At 68.6% G+C, this 16,689-nt stretch carries 15 protein-coding genes and 1 pseudogene; 10 read left to right on the top strand and 6 right to left on the bottom strand.

The features are described 5' to 3' along the window. The 3 genes and pseudogenes from JHC79_RS09905 to JHC79_RS09895 all read left to right on the top strand — a co-directional run. Nucleotides 1-122 (top strand): annotated as a pseudogene (locus tag JHC79_RS09905) (nuclear transport factor 2 family protein); the annotation flags it as partial. A gap of 203 nt (nt 123-325) precedes the next feature. Continuing rightward, nucleotides 326-1,423 carry a ferredoxin reductase gene (locus tag JHC79_RS09900; protein WP_296390145.1) on the top strand — a complete coding sequence of 366 codons (1,098 nt, stop codon included), beginning with the start codon at nt 326-328 and terminating at the stop codon, nt 1,421-1,423. Nucleotides 1,424-1,491: 68 nt separating this feature from the next. Beyond that, nucleotides 1,492-2,892: an acyl-CoA desaturase gene (locus JHC79_RS09895; RefSeq protein WP_296390143.1), complete on the top strand. Its 1,401-nt coding sequence runs from the start codon at nt 1,492-1,494 to the stop codon at nt 2,890-2,892. A gap of 110 nt (nt 2,893-3,002) precedes the next feature. Here JHC79_RS09895 and JHC79_RS09890 read toward each other — a convergent pair whose 3' ends face one another. The 4 genes from JHC79_RS09890 to JHC79_RS09875 are packed head-to-tail and all read right to left on the bottom strand — an operon-like array spanning nt 3,003 to nt 6,983. Further along, a complete protein-coding gene (locus JHC79_RS09890; protein ID WP_296390141.1) occupies nt 3,003-3,824 on the bottom strand; it encodes a galactosyltransferase-related protein in 822 nt (273 codons plus the stop codon). After that, nucleotides 3,821-4,816: a glycosyltransferase gene (locus JHC79_RS09885; RefSeq protein WP_296390139.1), complete on the bottom strand. Its 996-nt coding sequence runs from the start codon at nt 4,814-4,816 to the stop codon at nt 3,821-3,823. Before JHC79_RS09885 ends, JHC79_RS09890 begins: the two co-directional genes overlap by 4 nt. Further along, nucleotides 4,813-5,916: a glycosyltransferase gene (locus tag JHC79_RS09880; protein WP_296390137.1), complete on the bottom strand. Its 1,104-nt coding sequence runs from the start codon at nt 5,914-5,916 to the stop codon at nt 4,813-4,815. The genes JHC79_RS09885 and JHC79_RS09880 overlap by 4 nt, the downstream gene beginning before the upstream one ends. Beyond that, the gene (locus JHC79_RS09875; protein WP_296390135.1) at nt 5,913-6,983 is read right to left on the bottom strand and encodes a glycosyltransferase; all 1,071 of its coding nucleotides are present in this window, start codon (nt 6,981-6,983) and stop codon (nt 5,913-5,915) included. Before JHC79_RS09875 ends, JHC79_RS09880 begins: the two co-directional genes overlap by 4 nt. Nucleotides 6,984-7,119: 136 nt before the next feature. Between JHC79_RS09875 and JHC79_RS09870 the strand changes: the two genes are divergently transcribed. The 3 genes from JHC79_RS09870 to JHC79_RS09860 are packed head-to-tail and all read left to right on the top strand — an operon-like array spanning nt 7,120 to nt 10,405. Beyond that, complete coding sequence (locus JHC79_RS09870; RefSeq protein WP_296390201.1) at nt 7,120-8,049, top strand: WcbI family polysaccharide biosynthesis putative acetyltransferase; 930 nt, start codon at nt 7,120-7,122, stop codon at nt 8,047-8,049. A 17-nt stretch (nt 8,050-8,066) separates the two neighbouring features. Then, a complete protein-coding gene (locus JHC79_RS09865; protein WP_296390133.1) occupies nt 8,067-9,044 on the top strand; it encodes a hypothetical protein in 978 nt (325 codons plus the stop codon). Next, entirely contained in the window at nt 9,041-10,405 is a 1,365-nt protein-coding gene (locus JHC79_RS09860) for a glycosyltransferase (RefSeq protein ID WP_296390131.1), read from the top strand. Before JHC79_RS09865 ends, JHC79_RS09860 begins: the two co-directional genes overlap by 4 nt. Before the next feature lie 9 nt (nt 10,406-10,414). Here JHC79_RS09860 and JHC79_RS09855 read toward each other — a convergent pair whose 3' ends face one another. Continuing rightward, a complete protein-coding gene (locus JHC79_RS09855; RefSeq protein ID WP_366782570.1) occupies nt 10,415-11,077 on the bottom strand; it encodes an SRPBCC family protein in 663 nt (220 codons plus the stop codon). A gap of 143 nt (nt 11,078-11,220) precedes the next feature. Between JHC79_RS09855 and JHC79_RS09850 the strand changes: the two genes are divergently transcribed. Beyond that, nucleotides 11,221-12,720: a bifunctional phosphatase PAP2/diacylglycerol kinase family protein gene (locus tag JHC79_RS09850; protein ID WP_296390129.1), complete on the top strand. Its 1,500-nt coding sequence runs from the start codon at nt 11,221-11,223 to the stop codon at nt 12,718-12,720. A 36-nt stretch (nt 12,721-12,756) separates the two neighbouring features. Then, nucleotides 12,757-13,308 (top strand): TetR/AcrR family transcriptional regulator, encoded by a 552-nt coding sequence (locus JHC79_RS09845; protein WP_296390127.1) that lies wholly within the window; start codon nt 12,757-12,759, stop codon nt 13,306-13,308. 82 nt (nt 13,309-13,390) lie between these two features. Here the strand turns inward: JHC79_RS09845 and JHC79_RS09840 are convergent, their stop codons facing one another. Then, nucleotides 13,391-14,248: an alpha/beta hydrolase gene (locus JHC79_RS09840; protein WP_296390197.1), complete on the bottom strand. Its 858-nt coding sequence runs from the start codon at nt 14,246-14,248 to the stop codon at nt 13,391-13,393. Between the two features lie 79 nt (nt 14,249-14,327). Here JHC79_RS09840 and JHC79_RS09835 point away from each other — a divergent pair, with 79 nt between their 5' ends. Together JHC79_RS09835 and JHC79_RS09830 are read left to right on the top strand one after the other, a co-directional pair. Then, nucleotides 14,328-14,903: a TetR/AcrR family transcriptional regulator gene (locus JHC79_RS09835; protein ID WP_296390125.1), complete on the top strand. Its 576-nt coding sequence runs from the start codon at nt 14,328-14,330 to the stop codon at nt 14,901-14,903. Between the two features lie 100 nt (nt 14,904-15,003). Continuing rightward, nucleotides 15,004-16,602 (top strand): GMC oxidoreductase, encoded by a 1,599-nt coding sequence (locus JHC79_RS09830; RefSeq protein WP_296390123.1) that lies wholly within the window; start codon nt 15,004-15,006, stop codon nt 16,600-16,602. Nucleotides 16,603-16,689 lie beyond the last annotated feature (87 nt).

The following is a 16,689-nucleotide window of genomic DNA, read 5'->3' as shown; positions in this document are numbered from 1 at the left end:
ACGGACTCATCGACGACTTCATGGTCATGGTCCGGCCGCTGTCGGCGGCCAACGCACTCTCCGAGGCCATGGGTGCGCAGTTCGATCAGATCCGGCTTGAGGCCGCCGGCCCGACCGTGTAAGAATTTTGAGTGGACAGATGTTCACTGATTTCCCGTAAATGGTCCATCAACCAACGTTCAACGGTATGGTGTGTGTCACAGCTCTGTGCCGGTGAAGCCCACTCGTCGACGGCAGAGCTCATGAGCACTGCCCGTCCCTGACCACTGTCAGCTCTTCTCAATGCGAGGTCACGTGTCTTCTCCTTCCACCCTTCCGACCGCTCGTGGCTGAACGCGGCGCCACTCCACAGGTGTCCCCGCTGCGGCGGGGCTTCCTCAAGGGGATCAAAGCGCTCTTCAGCCCACTCGAGCCCGATGACTACATCGAGCTCATCAACCCGCTGTGGACGACGAAGGAGCTTCGCGGTCGGGTCGAGGAGGTCACCCCCGAGGGGACCGACGCCTCGACCGTGTGGATCAAGCCCGGTTACGAGTGGCCCGGCCACGAGCCCGGCCAGTACGTGCGCCTGGGCCTGGTCATCGACGGCAAGTTCCACTGGCGCGCGTACTCGCTGACCTCGGATCCCGAGCCCCGCGACGGCCTGATCAGCGTCTCACCGAAGTACGTCGACAACGGCACGGTGTCGCCCTACCTGGTCCGCGCGATCCGACCGGGTGAGATCGTTCGCCTCAGCGACGTCGAGGGCACGTTCCTGCTGCCCGATCCGCTGCCGAAGAAGATGTTGTTCATCAGCGCAGGCAGCGGCATCACGCCGATCATGAGCATGATGCGCGCCCTCGATCACCGCGACGAGATGAACGACATCGTGTCCATCCACTCGATCCACAAGCGCGAACAGACGATGTTCCTGCGCGAGCTCGAGCGGTTCGACAAAGCCCACGACGGTTTCACGTTGAACCTGCGGGTCACCGGCGACGAAGGCCGGATGAAGCCCGAGGATCTGGACCAGCTGTGTCCGGATTGGCGTGAACGCACCACCATGGCGTCCGGCCCTGCTGAGTTGCTCGACGATCTCGTCGAGCACTTCAAGGCCAACGACATCGGTGATCAGATCTTGCTCGAACGCTTCCAACCCACCTTCGGCGCAGACCCCGGCGACGGTGATGGCGGCACGGTCACGATGACCAAGAGCGAGGCCGAGTTCGAGTGTGAGCCGGGAGTTCCCATCCTGAAGGCAGGCGAAGAAGCGGGCCTGGACCTCAAGTACGGCTGCAGGATCGGGATCTGTCACACCTGTACCGGTGTATTGAGGAAGGGACAGGTCCGCGATCTGCGCACCGGAGACGTGTCCTCTCCGGAGGGCCAGTCCATCCGGATCTGCGTCAACAGCGCCGAAGGCGCCGTGGAAGTTGAGCTCTAGCTCCACGCATCGCCCCACCGAACGATCAGCAACACAGCTCCACGATGATCCACCAGGGAGGAACGATCATGACGACCACAGAACAGCGCCCCACCACCCAGAACCCCATCGCGCACCTCGACAAAGAGACGATCGAGCGTTTGGGCAAGGAGTTCGACGCGATCCACGACGAGGTCTACAGCGACCTCGGCGACAAGGACCGCAACTACATCAAGTCCGTGATCGCTGCGCAGCGACAGCTCGCCGCGCTCGGTCGCGTGGTCCTGCTCAACTCGCGGTCGAAGCCGGCGTGGTTCGCCGGTACCGCAGCGCTCGGCGCGGCCAAGATCCTCGAGAACATGGAGATCGGCCACAACGTCATGCACGGCCAGTGGGACTGGATGAACGATCCGACCATCCACTCGTCGGTGTGGGACTGGGACACCGCCTCGACCGCCGAGTCGTGGAAGCACTCGCACAACTACGTGCACCACACGTACACGAACATCCGCGGCAAGGACAAAGACCTCGGTTACGAGATCATGCGGATCGACCCGCATCAGAAGTGGAACCCGGTCTACCTGGCGCAGCCGTTCTACAACCTGCTCCTGATCGCCTTCTTCGAGTGGGGCGTCGCCCTGCACGACCTCGACCTCGAGGCGTTGCGTCGCGGGGAGAAGCCGGTCTCGGAGGTCCTCAAGGACCTGCGCGGCATCGGCGGCAAGATGCGCGCCCAGATCATCAAGGACTACATCGGCTGGCCCGGTATCAGCGCGGGCGCCTTCGCGTTGACCGCGCTCGCCACCGGCGGCCGGGTGCGTCAGCGCCCGACCTCTCGGCTCGGCAAGCAGCTGCGCAAGCTGAACAGCAAGCCGGCCAACCGCGTCGCGAAGTTCGCCGACAAGACGTTGCCGGGTGTCGAGGACACGTTCGTCGCCACCTTCTGGGCGAACTTCACCGCCAACATCATCCGTAACGTCTGGTCGAACGCGATCATCTTCTGCGGACACTTCCCGGATCAGGCGTACACGTTCAGCCAAGAGGAGGCGGCCGACGAGAGTCGTGGCGCCTGGTACGCCCGCCAGCTGGTCGGTGCGGCCAACATCGACGGCAGCCCGCTGTTCCACATCGCCAGCGGCAACCTGAGCTACCAGGTCGAGCACCACCTCTACCCGGACATGCCCAGCTCGCGGTACTCGCAGATCGCCCCGAAGGTGAAGGACATCTGCGAGCGCTACGACCTGCCGTACAACACCGGCCCGTTCTTCCAGCAGTGGGGACAGGTGCAGCGCACCATCCTGCGGCTGGCGTTCCCCGGTGGACGCGTGCGGCCGAAGGCGGGCCCGTACCACCGCCCGCAGCACTCGGGCAGCGGCCTGCAGGACAGCGAGGCCGCACGGTTCCGCGGTCGCCTGCCGCAGAACCACCCCGACGCCGGCCCGGAACAGCCCGGCGACGGTGTCCGGGTGGACATGCCCGAACGCGACTGATCGCGTGACCGGCACGCCCGGTCTGCGCTGACGTATCGCACGAACGCCGGCGATGTGGACATCCACATCGCCGGCGTTCGGCGTTTCACCCCGCTCGTGTGACGGCGCGGTCAGGCCGAGCGGGCGATGGTCCCCGCACGGTCCCACCGCAGCAGGCCCTGCTGCTCGAATCCGTCGAGCCATCCGGTCATCGGCCACCGACCCCAGCGGTCGAAGAACACCCGGGCGTTGTCGATGATGTCGTCGATGTGCTCGACCGGGGGGTCGGACACCGGGTGATGTTGGTGGTACGCGTGTGCGCCGCCGATCCACCGCAACCCGACGCCGCGCAGCTCGGCGGTGGCGGCGAAGTCGGTGTCCTCGCCGCCGTAACCGTGGTAGTCCTCGCAGAACCCGCCGATCGCCGACCATGTGCTCGGCTCCACCGCGAACGACAGGGACCAGAACAGGTCGAAGTCCTCGCCGGTCTCCACCCGCCCGTTCGGCGGATCGGGTCGCGCCGGGTGCGGCGCGGTCAGGTCGTCGAGCGATCGGCTGTCGCCGACGCGGGTGTGCTCGGGCAGGTAGGTGACCGGGCCGCACAGCAGACAGTCCCGGTTGTCGGATTCCCAGGCCGCGGCCGCGTAGCGGGCGATCAGGTTGCGACCGGGGATGCAGTCGACGTCGAGGAACACCAGCAGGTCGGCACCGCCCTCGATCGCTCGACGGGCACCGAGGTTGCGGGCCTGCGCCAGCGGGAGTCGGCTGTCGGCGGGGATGTCGATGCAGGTCGCGGTGGACCCGATCTCGGCGAGCAACGGCGCGATCCGATCGTCGCCCATGGCGACGATCACGTGCTCACAGGGCGCGACCGTCGACGCCGTGAGTCCGCGTATCTGGGCGGTCAGATGCTCGTGGCGCCCGGCGACGACGGTGACGACGGCGATCCTCATCGCGCGGCGCCCCTCGGTGCGTCCGCGGCGCCTGCGACGGCTCGGGCCGCCCGCGTCGCGGCGCCGTCGGTCTGCAGCGCGGCCCATCCACTGCGCCCGATAGCCCGCGCGCGGTCGAGCAGTGGAGTCCACTCGTCGGCCGTCGGCCAGGTGGTGGTGACGGCGGCGATCTGCGCGGTGGCCAGCGCATGGCCGGTGGCCACCTGTTCATCGAAGGGACGCTGCTGCGGCACGATCACCGCGGGCACCCCCGCCGCGGCGACATCGGCGACGGCGTTCTGCCCGGCGTGGGTCAGGACGACCTCGGCGCTGCACAGCAGCGGCCAGACGTCGTCGACCCAGTCGGCACCACCGAACCCCACGGCCCGGGTCCGGTACCGCGGATCGGACCATCCGGCCAGGATCTCCTCGGTCAGCGAGGTGCCGCCCGCCGCACCGAGCACCAGCACGGTCGGCGGCTCGTCGCACTCGTCACGATCGCGGCCGTCGAAACGGCTGATCGAGCCGGCGTAGGTGGTCTTGTCGGTAAACGGGCGCAACCATTCGGGGTCGTAGACATCCCGTGACCACGGCGCGACGATGTGCGACGCCATCCGGTAGGCCAGCGAGTGGACGTCGTCGCCCCGGAGGCCGGGCATCGCCATCACCACGACCGGCACGCCCATCAGCCGGATGAACACGGTGACCTCGACGGAGACGTCGACCACGACCAGACGGGGTGATGTCTCGCCGATCCAGGCCGCGATGGCCGCCATCCGTTCGGTGAGTCCGGCGACCCCGAGCGGCGCCCAGTGGACCACCGATCCGGCGGTGGGATCGGCAGGTGGCGCCGGGTCGGTGTCCATCGGCAGATCGATCCAGTCGGTGCTGCCGTGGTGGGCGGTGCGGGGGCGCGACGAGAGCACCGTGACCGGCTCGTCCAGCGCACGCGAGATCGAGTCGGCGCGGGTCATGTGTCCGACGCCGTGGTGGTGGACGTAGTACCCGATCACGCGATCGACCGCTCGAGGCCGACCTCTCGACCTCGGATCACGGAGCCGTACAGGTCGACGTAGCTGTCGATCATCGCCTCGATGGAGCAGAAACTCTCCGCGCGGGCGCGTGCCGCCGATCGTGACAGTGCAGCCGCCTGCGGTATCGCGGTCGCCAGGGCGGCACTGTCACCAGGGTCGACCAGGACGCCGCACGCCGGGCTGAGGATCTCGGGGATCCCGCCCTGCCGGAACGAGGCCACCGGGGTGCCGCAGGCGAGTGCCTCGGCGACGACGAGCCCGTACGGCTCGGTCCACACCGGTGTCACCAGCGCGACCGCGGCGCCGCCGACGAGTTCGGCCAGCGCCTTCTGCCGTAGGTGCCCGACGTAGGTGATCGAGTCGCTGAGCAGGGGCTCGACCTCGGCATGGAAATAGTCGGGATTGCTGATCGGCCCCGCGATGCGCAGCGGTACACCCGCGGTCACCGCGGCCTCGATCGCATGGTGGGTGCCCTTCTCGGGCACGATCCGGCCCGACCACACGGCGTAGTCGCCGCCGGGCCCGGCCGGCCAGTCGCCGACCGGGATGCCGTTGCGGACGACCGACACCTCGGGTGCCACCGGCCGCCACTGATCGGCGACGAACTCGCTGACCGCGGCGAAGGTGTTGGCCCGTTCCGGGGCGATGGCGACCGCGGATTCCAGCCACGCGAACGGCGGGGTGTGCAGGGTCGTCACCATGGGCACCGGCAGCGTCGCCGACATCGCGATGGGCAGGTAATGGAGGCTGTGGTTGTGCACGATGTCGAACGAGTTCGACCGGATCCCGGCGAGTTCGAGCATCACCGAGAGATAGGCGTGGTGTTCGCGAACCGCGTTCGGCATGGTCGACGGATCCGCGGCCGAGACCGGCGACAGTTCCAGCGTTCGAACCGGGAGCAACTCTGCCACGAGGTCGACCGACGACCCCTGCGCGGCGAACAGGCTGACATGGTGTCCGCGCTGCTGCAGTGCGCGCGCGAGGTAGTAGACATGCGCCTCGAGTCCACCGGCGAACGGCTGCTGGATCGGGTAGTTCGACGACCCGAGGATCGCGATGCGCAAGGGGCGATCGCTCATCGGGCATCACCCACGGCTCGCTCGTAGACCGCGAGATGCGCGGCGGCGATGGAGTCACGCTCGGCGGTCCGCTGCGCTCGTGACGACGCCACGGTCGGCCTGCCATGGGTGGCGACGACCGCGTCGATCAACGATGCCGGATCGAAGGTGTCGGTTCCGAAATCAAATGTCGCACAGGGATGTTGCTGATCGTAGAACCCGCAGGTCGGGGCGATGACGGCGGTGCCGAGATCGTGGCACGCCTCGAGCCACCCCGAGTGGGTGCCGAATCGGTACGGCAGGACCGACACGTCGATCGAGGACAGATACGTCCACAGCTGCGCGTCGTCGAAACGCGGGTGCACCCGGATGTCGACCTCGTCGTAGGTCGCGTAGTCGCACAGCTTCGCGCCGATCGTCGGCGAATACCAATGGCTGAAGTGGTCGAAGACGTCGTCGTCGATGTCGAGCCGCAGGGTTGCGTCGGGGATCTGACGCACCGCCTCGACGAGGGTGTCCATCAGGGTCAGCGGGTCGAGGTTCGAACGCAGATTCTTCGCGTGCACCCCCACGACGTAGCCGTCGGTGTGAGGACGAGGGCGCTCCATCTGCGTCAACGGCGCCACGTGCGGATGGGCGATGACCTGCGCACGAACGCCCCACCGCTGCGCGATGGCGTCGGCGGCACCCTGGGTCAGGGTGATCACGGTGTGCGCTGCGGGCACCAGCACGTCGAGCTGCGCGAGGTGGGTGCGGTTGTCCGGGAAATGGGGGTTGTGCAGGTCGTGCACCGTCAGCACCAACGGTTTGTCGAACGCGGCGAGGGTGCGCACGACCGCAGCGAGGTCCTCGGGGGCGAAGGTGTCGAAACCGAAGTGGACGTGCAGAACGTCGAACCCGTCGACGTGGGCGAGCAGCCAGTCGTTCTCGAGCAGCCGCGGCGGCCACCACTGTCCGTCGATCGTCGCGTTCGCGGGCGTCGGGTCGGGCAGACGGACCACCCGTTCGTGCTGGTCCACCGGGGTGGTCGTCGGTGCGAGATGGTCGACGTAGACGTGTGCGGACGGAACGGAGGCGACTGTGATCATGTTGCCCTTCTTCACGAGACGAACACGGACTCACCCGCCGCGAGATCGGACCTGGGCTCGGTTACCGATGCGGCGGGTGAATCGACGTGTGATGTGGCGCGTGCGGGGCGAGCCCGGCTACGTTGCGCTGGTGAGCATGGTGGACGGACGGACCCGGCATTACGGAGATTTCTACGGACTACCCGGCACGGATTCGGCCACTGCGCCGCTGATGCTCGTCTGGGGTAATTGCCAGGCTGAGGCGGTGCGGACGCTGGTGAGTTCACCTCAGGATACCCCCTACTCGACCGTCCGTGTGCCCCCGGTTCACGAGCTCGAGTCGACCGACCTGCCGCACGTCGAACGGCTGCTGCGCCGCACGGCCGTCCTGGTGTCGCAACCGGTGCGTGCGGGCTACCGATCCCTGCCCATCGGGACCGACGATCTGCGGGCGCTGCTCCCCGCCGACGCCCGGGTGATCCGTTGGCCCGTGATCCGTTACGCCGGTCTGCATCCGTTCCAGATCATCGTCCGCCACCCGTCGGCGCCCAGCGCCGTGCCCGCCGGGGTCCCGTATCACGACCTGCGCACGGTTCTCGCAGTTGCGCAGGGACGCAAGGAATCCGACGCGTGGGACGTCGAGGTGACCGACGAGAACCTCCGCCTCGCAGCCGATCTGAGCGCGTCCGAGCTGATCCGACGCGAGCAGCGGGACACCGATGTCGCCGTCTCCGACGTCCTCGCCGCCGCCGGGCGTGATGCGGCGCACACCATCAACCACCCGGGCAACGTCGTGCTCTCCGCGCTCGCCCGCCGCATCCTCGACGCGGTCGGTGTCGACGGCACGGTGCGTGAGCCCGGTCGGGATCTGCTCGGCGGGGTACGCGCACCGTTGGACGCCCGGGTGCTGCGCGCACTCGACCTCGACGGACCCCCGGTCCGACACTGGGTCGTCGACGGTGTCGAGCACGATCCCGACGAGGTCCATCGCGTCCACATGCGCTGGTACGCCGAGCATCCGGAGTTCATCGACGCGGCCCTGACACGGCACGCCGAGCGGATTCGCGTCCTGGGTCTGACCTCGTGACGCCGACGGTGTGCCACGTGATCGTGGGTCCGCAGCGGCACGGCGTGGTCCGCCACGCGGTCGCGTCGGCCGCGGCCATCGGCGGTCCGGTGGTGACCGCCGATGCGGTCGGCGACCTGCACGCGCAGGCCGTCCCCGACGCCGAGCGGATCCACATCCATTTCACCGACCGCCTCTTCGGCTCCACCGCGGCGCGGGGAGCCGACGAGTTCGTCTCGCTCACAACCTCGTTGAACCGACCCGTGTCCACCACGCTGCACGATGTCCCGCAGCCGTCCGACGGGCGAGCGTTCGCCATGCGCGTCGAGGCGTATCGGCGGGTGATCGACGCAGTCGACGGGGTCGTCGTCTCCAGCGACCACGAACGCGTCCTGCTCGCCGACCACACCGATCGAGAAGACGTCGACGTCATCCCCCTCGCCCTCGACCGCTCCCCGACACCGACCGGTGGTCGACCCCCGGTCCGCGACGTGGTCGGTGTGCTCGGGTTCATCTACCCCGGCAAAGGGCATGCGGAGATCATCGACGCCCTGGGAGCGCTCGAGGCGGACCTCGACCTGCTCGCCCTGGGTGCGGTGGCCGACGGGCACGAGGACCTGATCACCGATCTGACCACCCGCGCGGCCGGTGTGAACGTACGGTTCGAGACCACCGGGTTCGTCCCCGACACCGCGCTGCAGGCCACCCTGAGGTCGGTGGCCGTGCCCGTGGCCTTCCACCGACACCTGTCCGCATCCGCGTCGATCAACACGTGGATCGAGGCCGGCCGCCGGCCACTGGTCCCCCACAACCGCTACACCGCCGAGATCGAGGCGAACTCGCCCGGCGCCCTGTGGCTGCACGGCGACTCCGTCGACGATCTGCGCGACGCCATCGCCCGGGCCGCGGCCGAGCCGGAGCTGACCTGGGTTGCCGACGACGTCGTCGTCTTCCCCACGTCGGAGCAGGTCGGCGCGATGTATCGCGCCCGGTTCGACGCCTGGTCCCGCCGATGAGCCGCCCACTGTCGCTGCCGGACGGCCGGTTCGTCGTCCCGGGCAACCGATGGGATCTCGCGGGCGACGCGCAGCGTCCGCCCGCCACGGTCACCGTCGTCATCCCGCACTACCGGCAGCAGGCGCAGTTGGACCGGTTGCTCGAAGCGCTCACGCTGCAGACCCACGCCGCATCGCTGATGCAGGTGGTCGTCGCCGACGACGGGTCGCCCACCCCGCCGGATGTCGAGGCGTACCGGGGTCGGTTGGACCTGACGGTGGTGCGTCAGCCCGACCGCGGTTTCCGCGCCGCCGCCGCCCGCAACCTCGGGGCCTCGGCGGCGGACGGATCGATCCTGTGTTTCCTCGACGCGGACACCGTCCCCGAACCCGCCTACGTCGAGAACGCCACCCGTCTGGCCTCGGCGGTGCCGGATGCGGTGACCGTGGGCCGGCGTCGACACGCCGATCTGACCGGGTGGGGCCCGTCGGATCTGCGCGCGTGGTTCACCGCGGGCGCCGCCGGGCCGCCGGAGCTGACCGAGCCCCGGTGGCTGCGCGACGCCTACCTCGGCTCGCGCGACCTGCTCGACGCCGACCGACGGTCGTATCGCTTCATCATCAGCGCGGTGATGAGTTGTGGGCGTTCGCTGTTCGACGAGGTCGGCCGGTTCGACGAGTCGTTCACCTCCTACGGCGGTGAGGACTGGGAGTTCGCGCATCGCGCGTACGACGCGGGCGCGGTGTTCGCCCACGTCCCCGACGCCGTCGCCTGGCACGACGGGGCCGACTGGGCCGAGCGCACCGGCGAGGACCGCGAGGACAAGAACCGCGAGGCGATGGCGCTGGCGCCGCTGGTGACCGACCCGGCCGCCCGCACCCACGGCGTCGTCTACGCCGTGCCACAGACCGTCGCGGTGGTGCGCACCGAGGGCCACTCGGCCGCGTCGCTGCTGGTCACGGTGGGATCGCTGGTGTCGAGCGGGGATTGTCAGGTGTGGATCAGCGGACCCGACGCGACCGAGATGCGCGCACGCTGGGGCGATGTCGACACACGCGTCCACATCGGGGTCCCCCACGACACCCGACGCAGCCGGTTCGTCGCCGAACTCCACGGACCGATCCGCCTCGCTCCGGGATCGCTCGACCGACTCATCGCCGTCGTCGACGACACCGACGTCGGACGGGTGGTGGTCGGATCCCCGGACGCACCGCTGCTCATCCTGCGGACCTCACGGTCGGTGGCCCGGGCCCGTCGATGGTCCGGCGCGCTCGGCGTGGACACCGACGAACTGGCCGACGACCTGTTCGGCACCGCCGTGGTCGACCCGGCGGACCTCGACATCACCGACGTGGAGGTGCATCCGCGACTGGCGTGGTGAGTCGCGACGTCAGGACTTCTCGGCGACCTTCTTGAGAGCGGCCAACGTGGTGGCGATGTTGCGGCGTTGGAACTCGGGGAACGTCGTCCCGCGCGTCACGATACGGTCGAACACCTCGACGGCCGGTCGGGGCCAGCGAGTCCGGTCGTCGGTCCACTGCTCGGTGACCCGGGTCCCACCGTCGGGCAGCGGTTCGAAGCGGTACTCCCACGATGCGTTCGGTGCCTGCAGCCGCGGCTTCTTCACCCCGATGGCATGGACGCGGAACGCGAACCGCTCTGCCGGATCGGCCGCGGTCACCGTGCACAGCGTCACCCAGCGGGCCCCGTTGCGGAGGTTGCGGCCCTGGAAGCGCATGCCGACGAAGGCCGTGCCGTCGTCGGCGGGGTCGAGGATGCGCGCGCCCCGGTTCTCCGGGCTCCACTCGCCCATCCGGGTCGGGTCGCTGACCATCGCATACAGGTCGCCGGGTGATCGGCGGACGTCGATCGAGTCCGACACCTGCATCACGCGTCGCCGCGCGAGATCCCCCGAGGGTGGGTCGGGCACGGTGGCGTCGTGGTCGTCCCGCAGGACCGCGAACACGAAGGTCTTGAGGCAGCGCAGGAGCCACACCCCGAAGACCGTGGCCAGGGTCATGGTCGCCATCGAGCGGCGCAGCCGATAGTGCATGAGACCGACGGTAACGCACAAACGCCTCGGCGCGCCGTCGACTACGGTGGCGGCAGACGTCGTCGGCGGCACCTTCTCTCCGCCCCGACACACACGCACAACCGCGCGTCCGCCGCGCCCGGAGAAGAGAAGGTACGACGCCGATGGCCAGGAGCGTTGCCCCACCATCCGCCCGCCTGCGGACGTGGTTCAGTGCCACCGATCACGCCCTGTTCGACGCGGTCGCCCACTCCGACAACCCCGTTCTCGACGAACCGATGCGCCGTCTCACCCGATCGGCCGACCACTCGAAGCTGTGGATGGGTGTCGCGGCGGCGCTGTGGGTGTTCGGCAGCCGGTCCGCCCGTCGCGGCGCGGTCCGGGGGATGGCGAGCCTCGCCGCGACCTCGTTGGTCACCAACCAGGGGGCGAAACGACTGCGATGGCGGTCGCGTCCGATCGCCGGGTCGGTCCCGCGGGCGCGCATCGTGCGCACCCCGACGTCGAGTTCGATGCCGTCGGGGCACTCGGCGAGCGCCGCCGCGTTCGCCGTCGGCGTGGCCGCGGAGAACCGGGCGCTCGGACTCGCGCTCGCCCCGCTGGCGGGCCTGGTCGGGATGTCCCGCGTGGCCACCGGCGCGCACTACCCCGGCGATGTCGCGGTGGGTTTCGGCATCGGTGCGGCGGTCGCGCTGGGCCTGGCCCGGATGCACCCCACCGACGAGGAGGACCGACGACCGCCCACCCCGGAGTCGACGCGGGTGCCCGTGCCGCCCCGCCCCGACGGCGAGGGAGTGGTCCTGGTGGTCAACCCCGCGTCCGGCGGGGGTACCGGTGAACGCATCATCGACAAGGTGCGCCGGTCTCTGCCCGCGGCCGAGATCGTGACCATCGGATCCGACGACGACGTCGAGGCGATCCTGCGATCGGCGGCCGATCGGGCCGATGTGATCGCGATCGGTGGCGGCGACGGGTCGGTGGCCACGGCCGCCGCGATCGCCCTCGCCACCGACACCCCGCTCGCCGTCTTCCCGGGCGGGACGTTCAACCACTTCGCCCGCGACATCGGGTGCCCGACCATCGCCGAGACGATCTCAGCGATCGAACGCGGCACCGCCGCCTATGTCGATGTCATCCGCCTCAACGGGTCCACCGTCATCATCAACACCGCGAGCATCGGCGCGTACCCGCGGTTCGTGCGCACCCGCGAGCGCCTCGAACACACGATCGGCAAGCCGTTGGCGAGCGTCTACGCGACGCTGTCCACGGTGCGGCGTGAGCGACCGGTGCGGATCTCGTTCAACGGGACGACCGCGCGGACATCGTTGCTGTTCGTGGGCAACTCGCAGTACCGATCCGGGGGGTTCGCGCCCACCCAACGGTTCACCCTCGACGACGGCCTGCTCGATGTCCGGGTGATCGACGTGAACCACCGGTTCGCGACCACCCGCATCCTGGCCGCGCTGGCGGTCGGGCGGATCGAACGCAGCGCGCTCTACCACCGGTTCGAGGTACCGGAGTTCACGGTCACCTCCCTCGACGGCCAAACCCTGGTGGCCCATGACGGCGAGGTGGGCGACTACCTGCGCACGGCACATTTCGAGATCGTGTCCCGCTCGCTCGCCGTGTACCGCCCGCTCCCGGACTCGCCGACTCCGGATTAGTCGCAGCGCCGTGTCCGTGTCGTCGATGATGAACCCATGAGATCGCGGCAGAAGGTCCTGGACGCGACAGTCGAGATCATCGAGTCCGAGGGTTTCGACGCCGTCTCCATCGCCGCGGTCGCCAACCGGGCGAGCGTCTCCCGGCAGACGATCTACTCGATCTTCGGGACCCGTGAGGACCTGGTCTCACAGGCGGTCGTCGGCCTTTCACTGACCGCACTCGGCGACATCACGCTGCGACTCGAGGCGACGACGACGCCCTTCGACTTCGTCGTGGAACTGCTCGTGTCCGGGCGGGGGGCCGTGCGCGCGCACCCCGTCCTGGCCACCCTGCTCGATCCGGGTCGATCCAACCCCTTCTTCGACGACGGCATGATGGACCGCGCGAAACCCGTTGCGCGCCAGATACTCGAGCCCATGGCCACTCGACACCCGGAGGTCGCGCCGGATCTCGACGATCTGGTCGACATCGTCCTGCGACTCGGGGTGTCGGTCATCCTGTTCGACGACGAGACCGTGCACACCGACGACGCGCTGCGCCGTTTCCTGACCCGGTGGTTGCTGCCGGCGATGACCGCGACCGGCTGACGACCGGCTGACCGCCTCCACCGCAACACGCACGGCGTGGCCGTCCTCGACGAACCGATGCGCAGCGTCACGTACCGAAACGTCAGGACAGCTGCGACGGGTTCGCTCGCCGACGAGCCGGGACGAAATCGCGCAGCGCCGCGGCGAACCTCTCGGGTTGGTCTTCGGGGATCAGTGTCCAGGAGTCGTCGATGAGCACCTGACGCGCATCGGCGAACAGGTCCAGCAGCCGATGCGCGTGGGCCGGCGGCATCATCCGATCTTCGGTCGCCCAGACGATCAGTACCGGTCGGTCGAACGAGGAGAGTCGAGATGCCCACGTGAGCAGTGTCTTTCGTCTCGGAGTCCCGGTGCTGAACTTGCGAAGGTCACGGCGGATCTCTGCGCTGCGCGTCGCCGGCGCGAAACACTCGTCGAGCACCTCGTCGGGTATGCCGTACTTGCTCAGCCCGCCCCACGCGAGCTTGTTGTGTCGGACGAACTTCGTGGACAGCAACCGCAGGAACAGCGAGGTGCCGCCGGGAAACCGGCAGAGCACGGCTGCGGGCCGGGCGGGCCGTGGTGGGAAGTTGTCGAACGCTTCGCAGGACGCGAGCACCAATCGTCCGACCCGATCCGCGCGACCCTCGGACACCACGAACTGTCCGCCGCCGCTGTCGTTGAGGACCAAGGTGACGTCGACGAGGTCGAGCGCGTCGAGGAAGTCGGCGATGATCCTGGCGATGCCACTCTGTGTCAGGTCGGCGTCTGCCCTCATCGGGCTGCGGTGCGCGCCCAACGGCAGCGTCGGCGTGATGCAGCGATACCCGTCGAGCAGCGGAATGACTTTGCGCCAGTGTGTTTCGTTCATGAGCAGACCGTGTCCGAGCACGATCACCGGGCCGTCGCCGCCGGTGTCGGTGTAGTCGAGCGGTCCGGCGGGAACGTCGACACGCATCATCACGGGCCCTTCGCTAGATAGATCGTTCTAGTGATTCGAAAGCTACACTCGGGGGTCTTGATTCGCAAGGGAAGGATCCATGGCCACCGACACACGAACGCGCATCCTCCAGGCGACCGCGGAGTTGTATCGACGCCAGGGCATGGCCGCGACCGGGCTCAAGCAGATCGCAGCGGCGTCCAACGCCCCGTTCGGCTCGATCTACCACCACTTTCCCGGCGGCAAAGAACAGATCAGCGAAGAAGTCATACATGCCGAGGGGGTGCGTTACGGCCTGCTCGTCGCAGACCAGCTCGGCACGGTCACCGACATCGTCGACGGGTTACCGGACATCTTCGCCTCGGCCGCCGCCCTGTTGGTCGATCTCGACTACACCGAAGCGTGCTCCATCGAGACCATCGCTCTCGAGGTGGCCAGCACCAACGAACGCTTGCGTCTGGCAACGGAGACCGTGTTCACCGGCTGGATCGACGGCCTCACACAGTGGTTCGCCGGCACCGGCCTGCCCGACGACGAGTGCCGGAGTCTGGCCATGAGTTGCCTGACCAGTCTCGAAGGCGCTTTCGTGTTGTGCCGCAGTCTGCGGTCCACGGAACCGATGATCGCTGCCGGCCTGGCCGTCCAGGCCCGCGCGCGAGCGGCTGTTGGCCGCTGAATATTGACACTTGACCCCGTCAGTGTCTAGTTTTAGTTCCGTCCGTGACGTGCCTCACCCTCTGGTGCGCAGCCCTCTCGTCGTGAGATCGGGGAATCCCTTGTCAGTGACCACACGCCGCTCGTTCCTGATGGGCGCGGCTGCAACGGGTCTGGCCGCCACGACCCCGTCGCTCGCACACGCCGCCACTACCGGCATCGCCGCGCAGGTCGATCGCGTCCGCACCACCCGTGAGGAGCATCGGGTGGTCGTCGTGGGATCAGGGTTCGGCGGCGGTGTGACGGCGCTGCGACTGGCCCAGGCCGGCGTCGACGTCCTGGTCCTGGAACGCGGGAACCGTTGGCGCACAGGGCCGAACGCCAACACCTTCGCCACGCCCCTGAACCCGGACAAGCGCATCCTCTGGTACAGATCGGCCCCGACGCTGTTCGGTCGGCCGGTCGCACTCGAGCCGTACACCGGACTGATCGAGGCGGTGCCGGGCGAGAACATGACCGCACTGTGTGCGGCCGGGGTGGGTGGCGGATCGCTCGTCTACCAGGGTATGACGCTGCAGCCCTCGGAGGCGGTGTTCAACTCACACTTCCCGCAGGCCCTCGACTACGAGCGGATGGCACGCGTGCACTACCCGCGGGTGGCGCGGATGCTGCAGCTCGAGGTCGCCCCGGACGAACTCATCCGGACGCCGAACTACAAGGCGCCCAGGGTCTTCGCGCAACGCGCCCGACGCGCGGGTCTCCCGGTCTCGAAGATCCCGATGCCGATCGACTGGAACTTCGCGCTCGACGAGATCCGCGGGAAGATGAAGCCGTCCTACACCGATGGATCCGGGGCTCTCGGCGTCAACAACGGCGGCAAGCACAGCGTCGACGTCACCTACATCGCCCAGGCCGAGGCAACCGGTCGGGTCACGGTCGCCACCCGCCACCACGTCACCGACGTCGAGCGCGCGAAGGACGGCCGATGGATCGTGCATGTCGACCGCATCGACACCACCGGCCGGGTCCTGGAGAACAAGATCCTGACCACCCCCACCCTGGTGATGGCGGCCGGCACCATGAACACCACCAAGCTGCTGATGCGGGCGTCGGCCAAGGGGCAGATACCGGACATGCCAGACGATCTCGGTCGCGGTTGGGGCAGCAACGCCGACCGCATCTACCTGTGGACCGACTTCGCCAACGACTTCGGCGCGGTGCAGGGCGGGCCCGTGGTCTTCGGCAGCCTCGACTGGAAGGACCCGTCGTCGGCGATCACCGTCATCCAGGCCTCGATTCCCTCGTTCGGCGTCGACGCCCACAGCACGATGATGGTCGGGTACGGGGTGAGCGACGCACGTGGGCGGTTCGTCTACGACTCAGCGGCCGACGACGCGATCCTGCGGTGGCCCAGGGAGGGCGACCACGTCATCCAGAACCGGCGCATCGGACCCACGGTCCGCTCCATCGCCGGGCCGGCGAGCAACCTCGTCGACACCAACCTGCTGTTCCCGTCGACCTGGCATCCCCTGGGTGGCGCCAACATGGGCGCAGTATGCGACCTCGAGGGGCGCGTCAAGGGACAGAAGGGGCTCTACGTGCTCGACGGCGCGCTGATGCCGGGCAACTCCGGTGCCTGTAACCCGTCGATGACCATCGCGGCGGTCGCCGAGCGGGCGCTCGACGAGATCGTCACCACCGACGTCGGGACCGTCATCTGAGGTCTCAGCGACCGATCGCCGCCAACACCTGCGTCGCGATCGCGCGCTCACCGCGTGCGTTCGGATGGGCCGGGATGAGCTGCGTCG

The sequence above is a fragment of the Williamsia sp. genome (assembly GCF_016462415.1).
GTDB lineage: Bacteria > Actinomycetota > Actinomycetes > Mycobacteriales > Mycobacteriaceae > Williamsia_A.
Note: the sequence above shows the minus strand (reverse complement) of the source record. Positions and strands in the feature narration are given on the sequence as shown.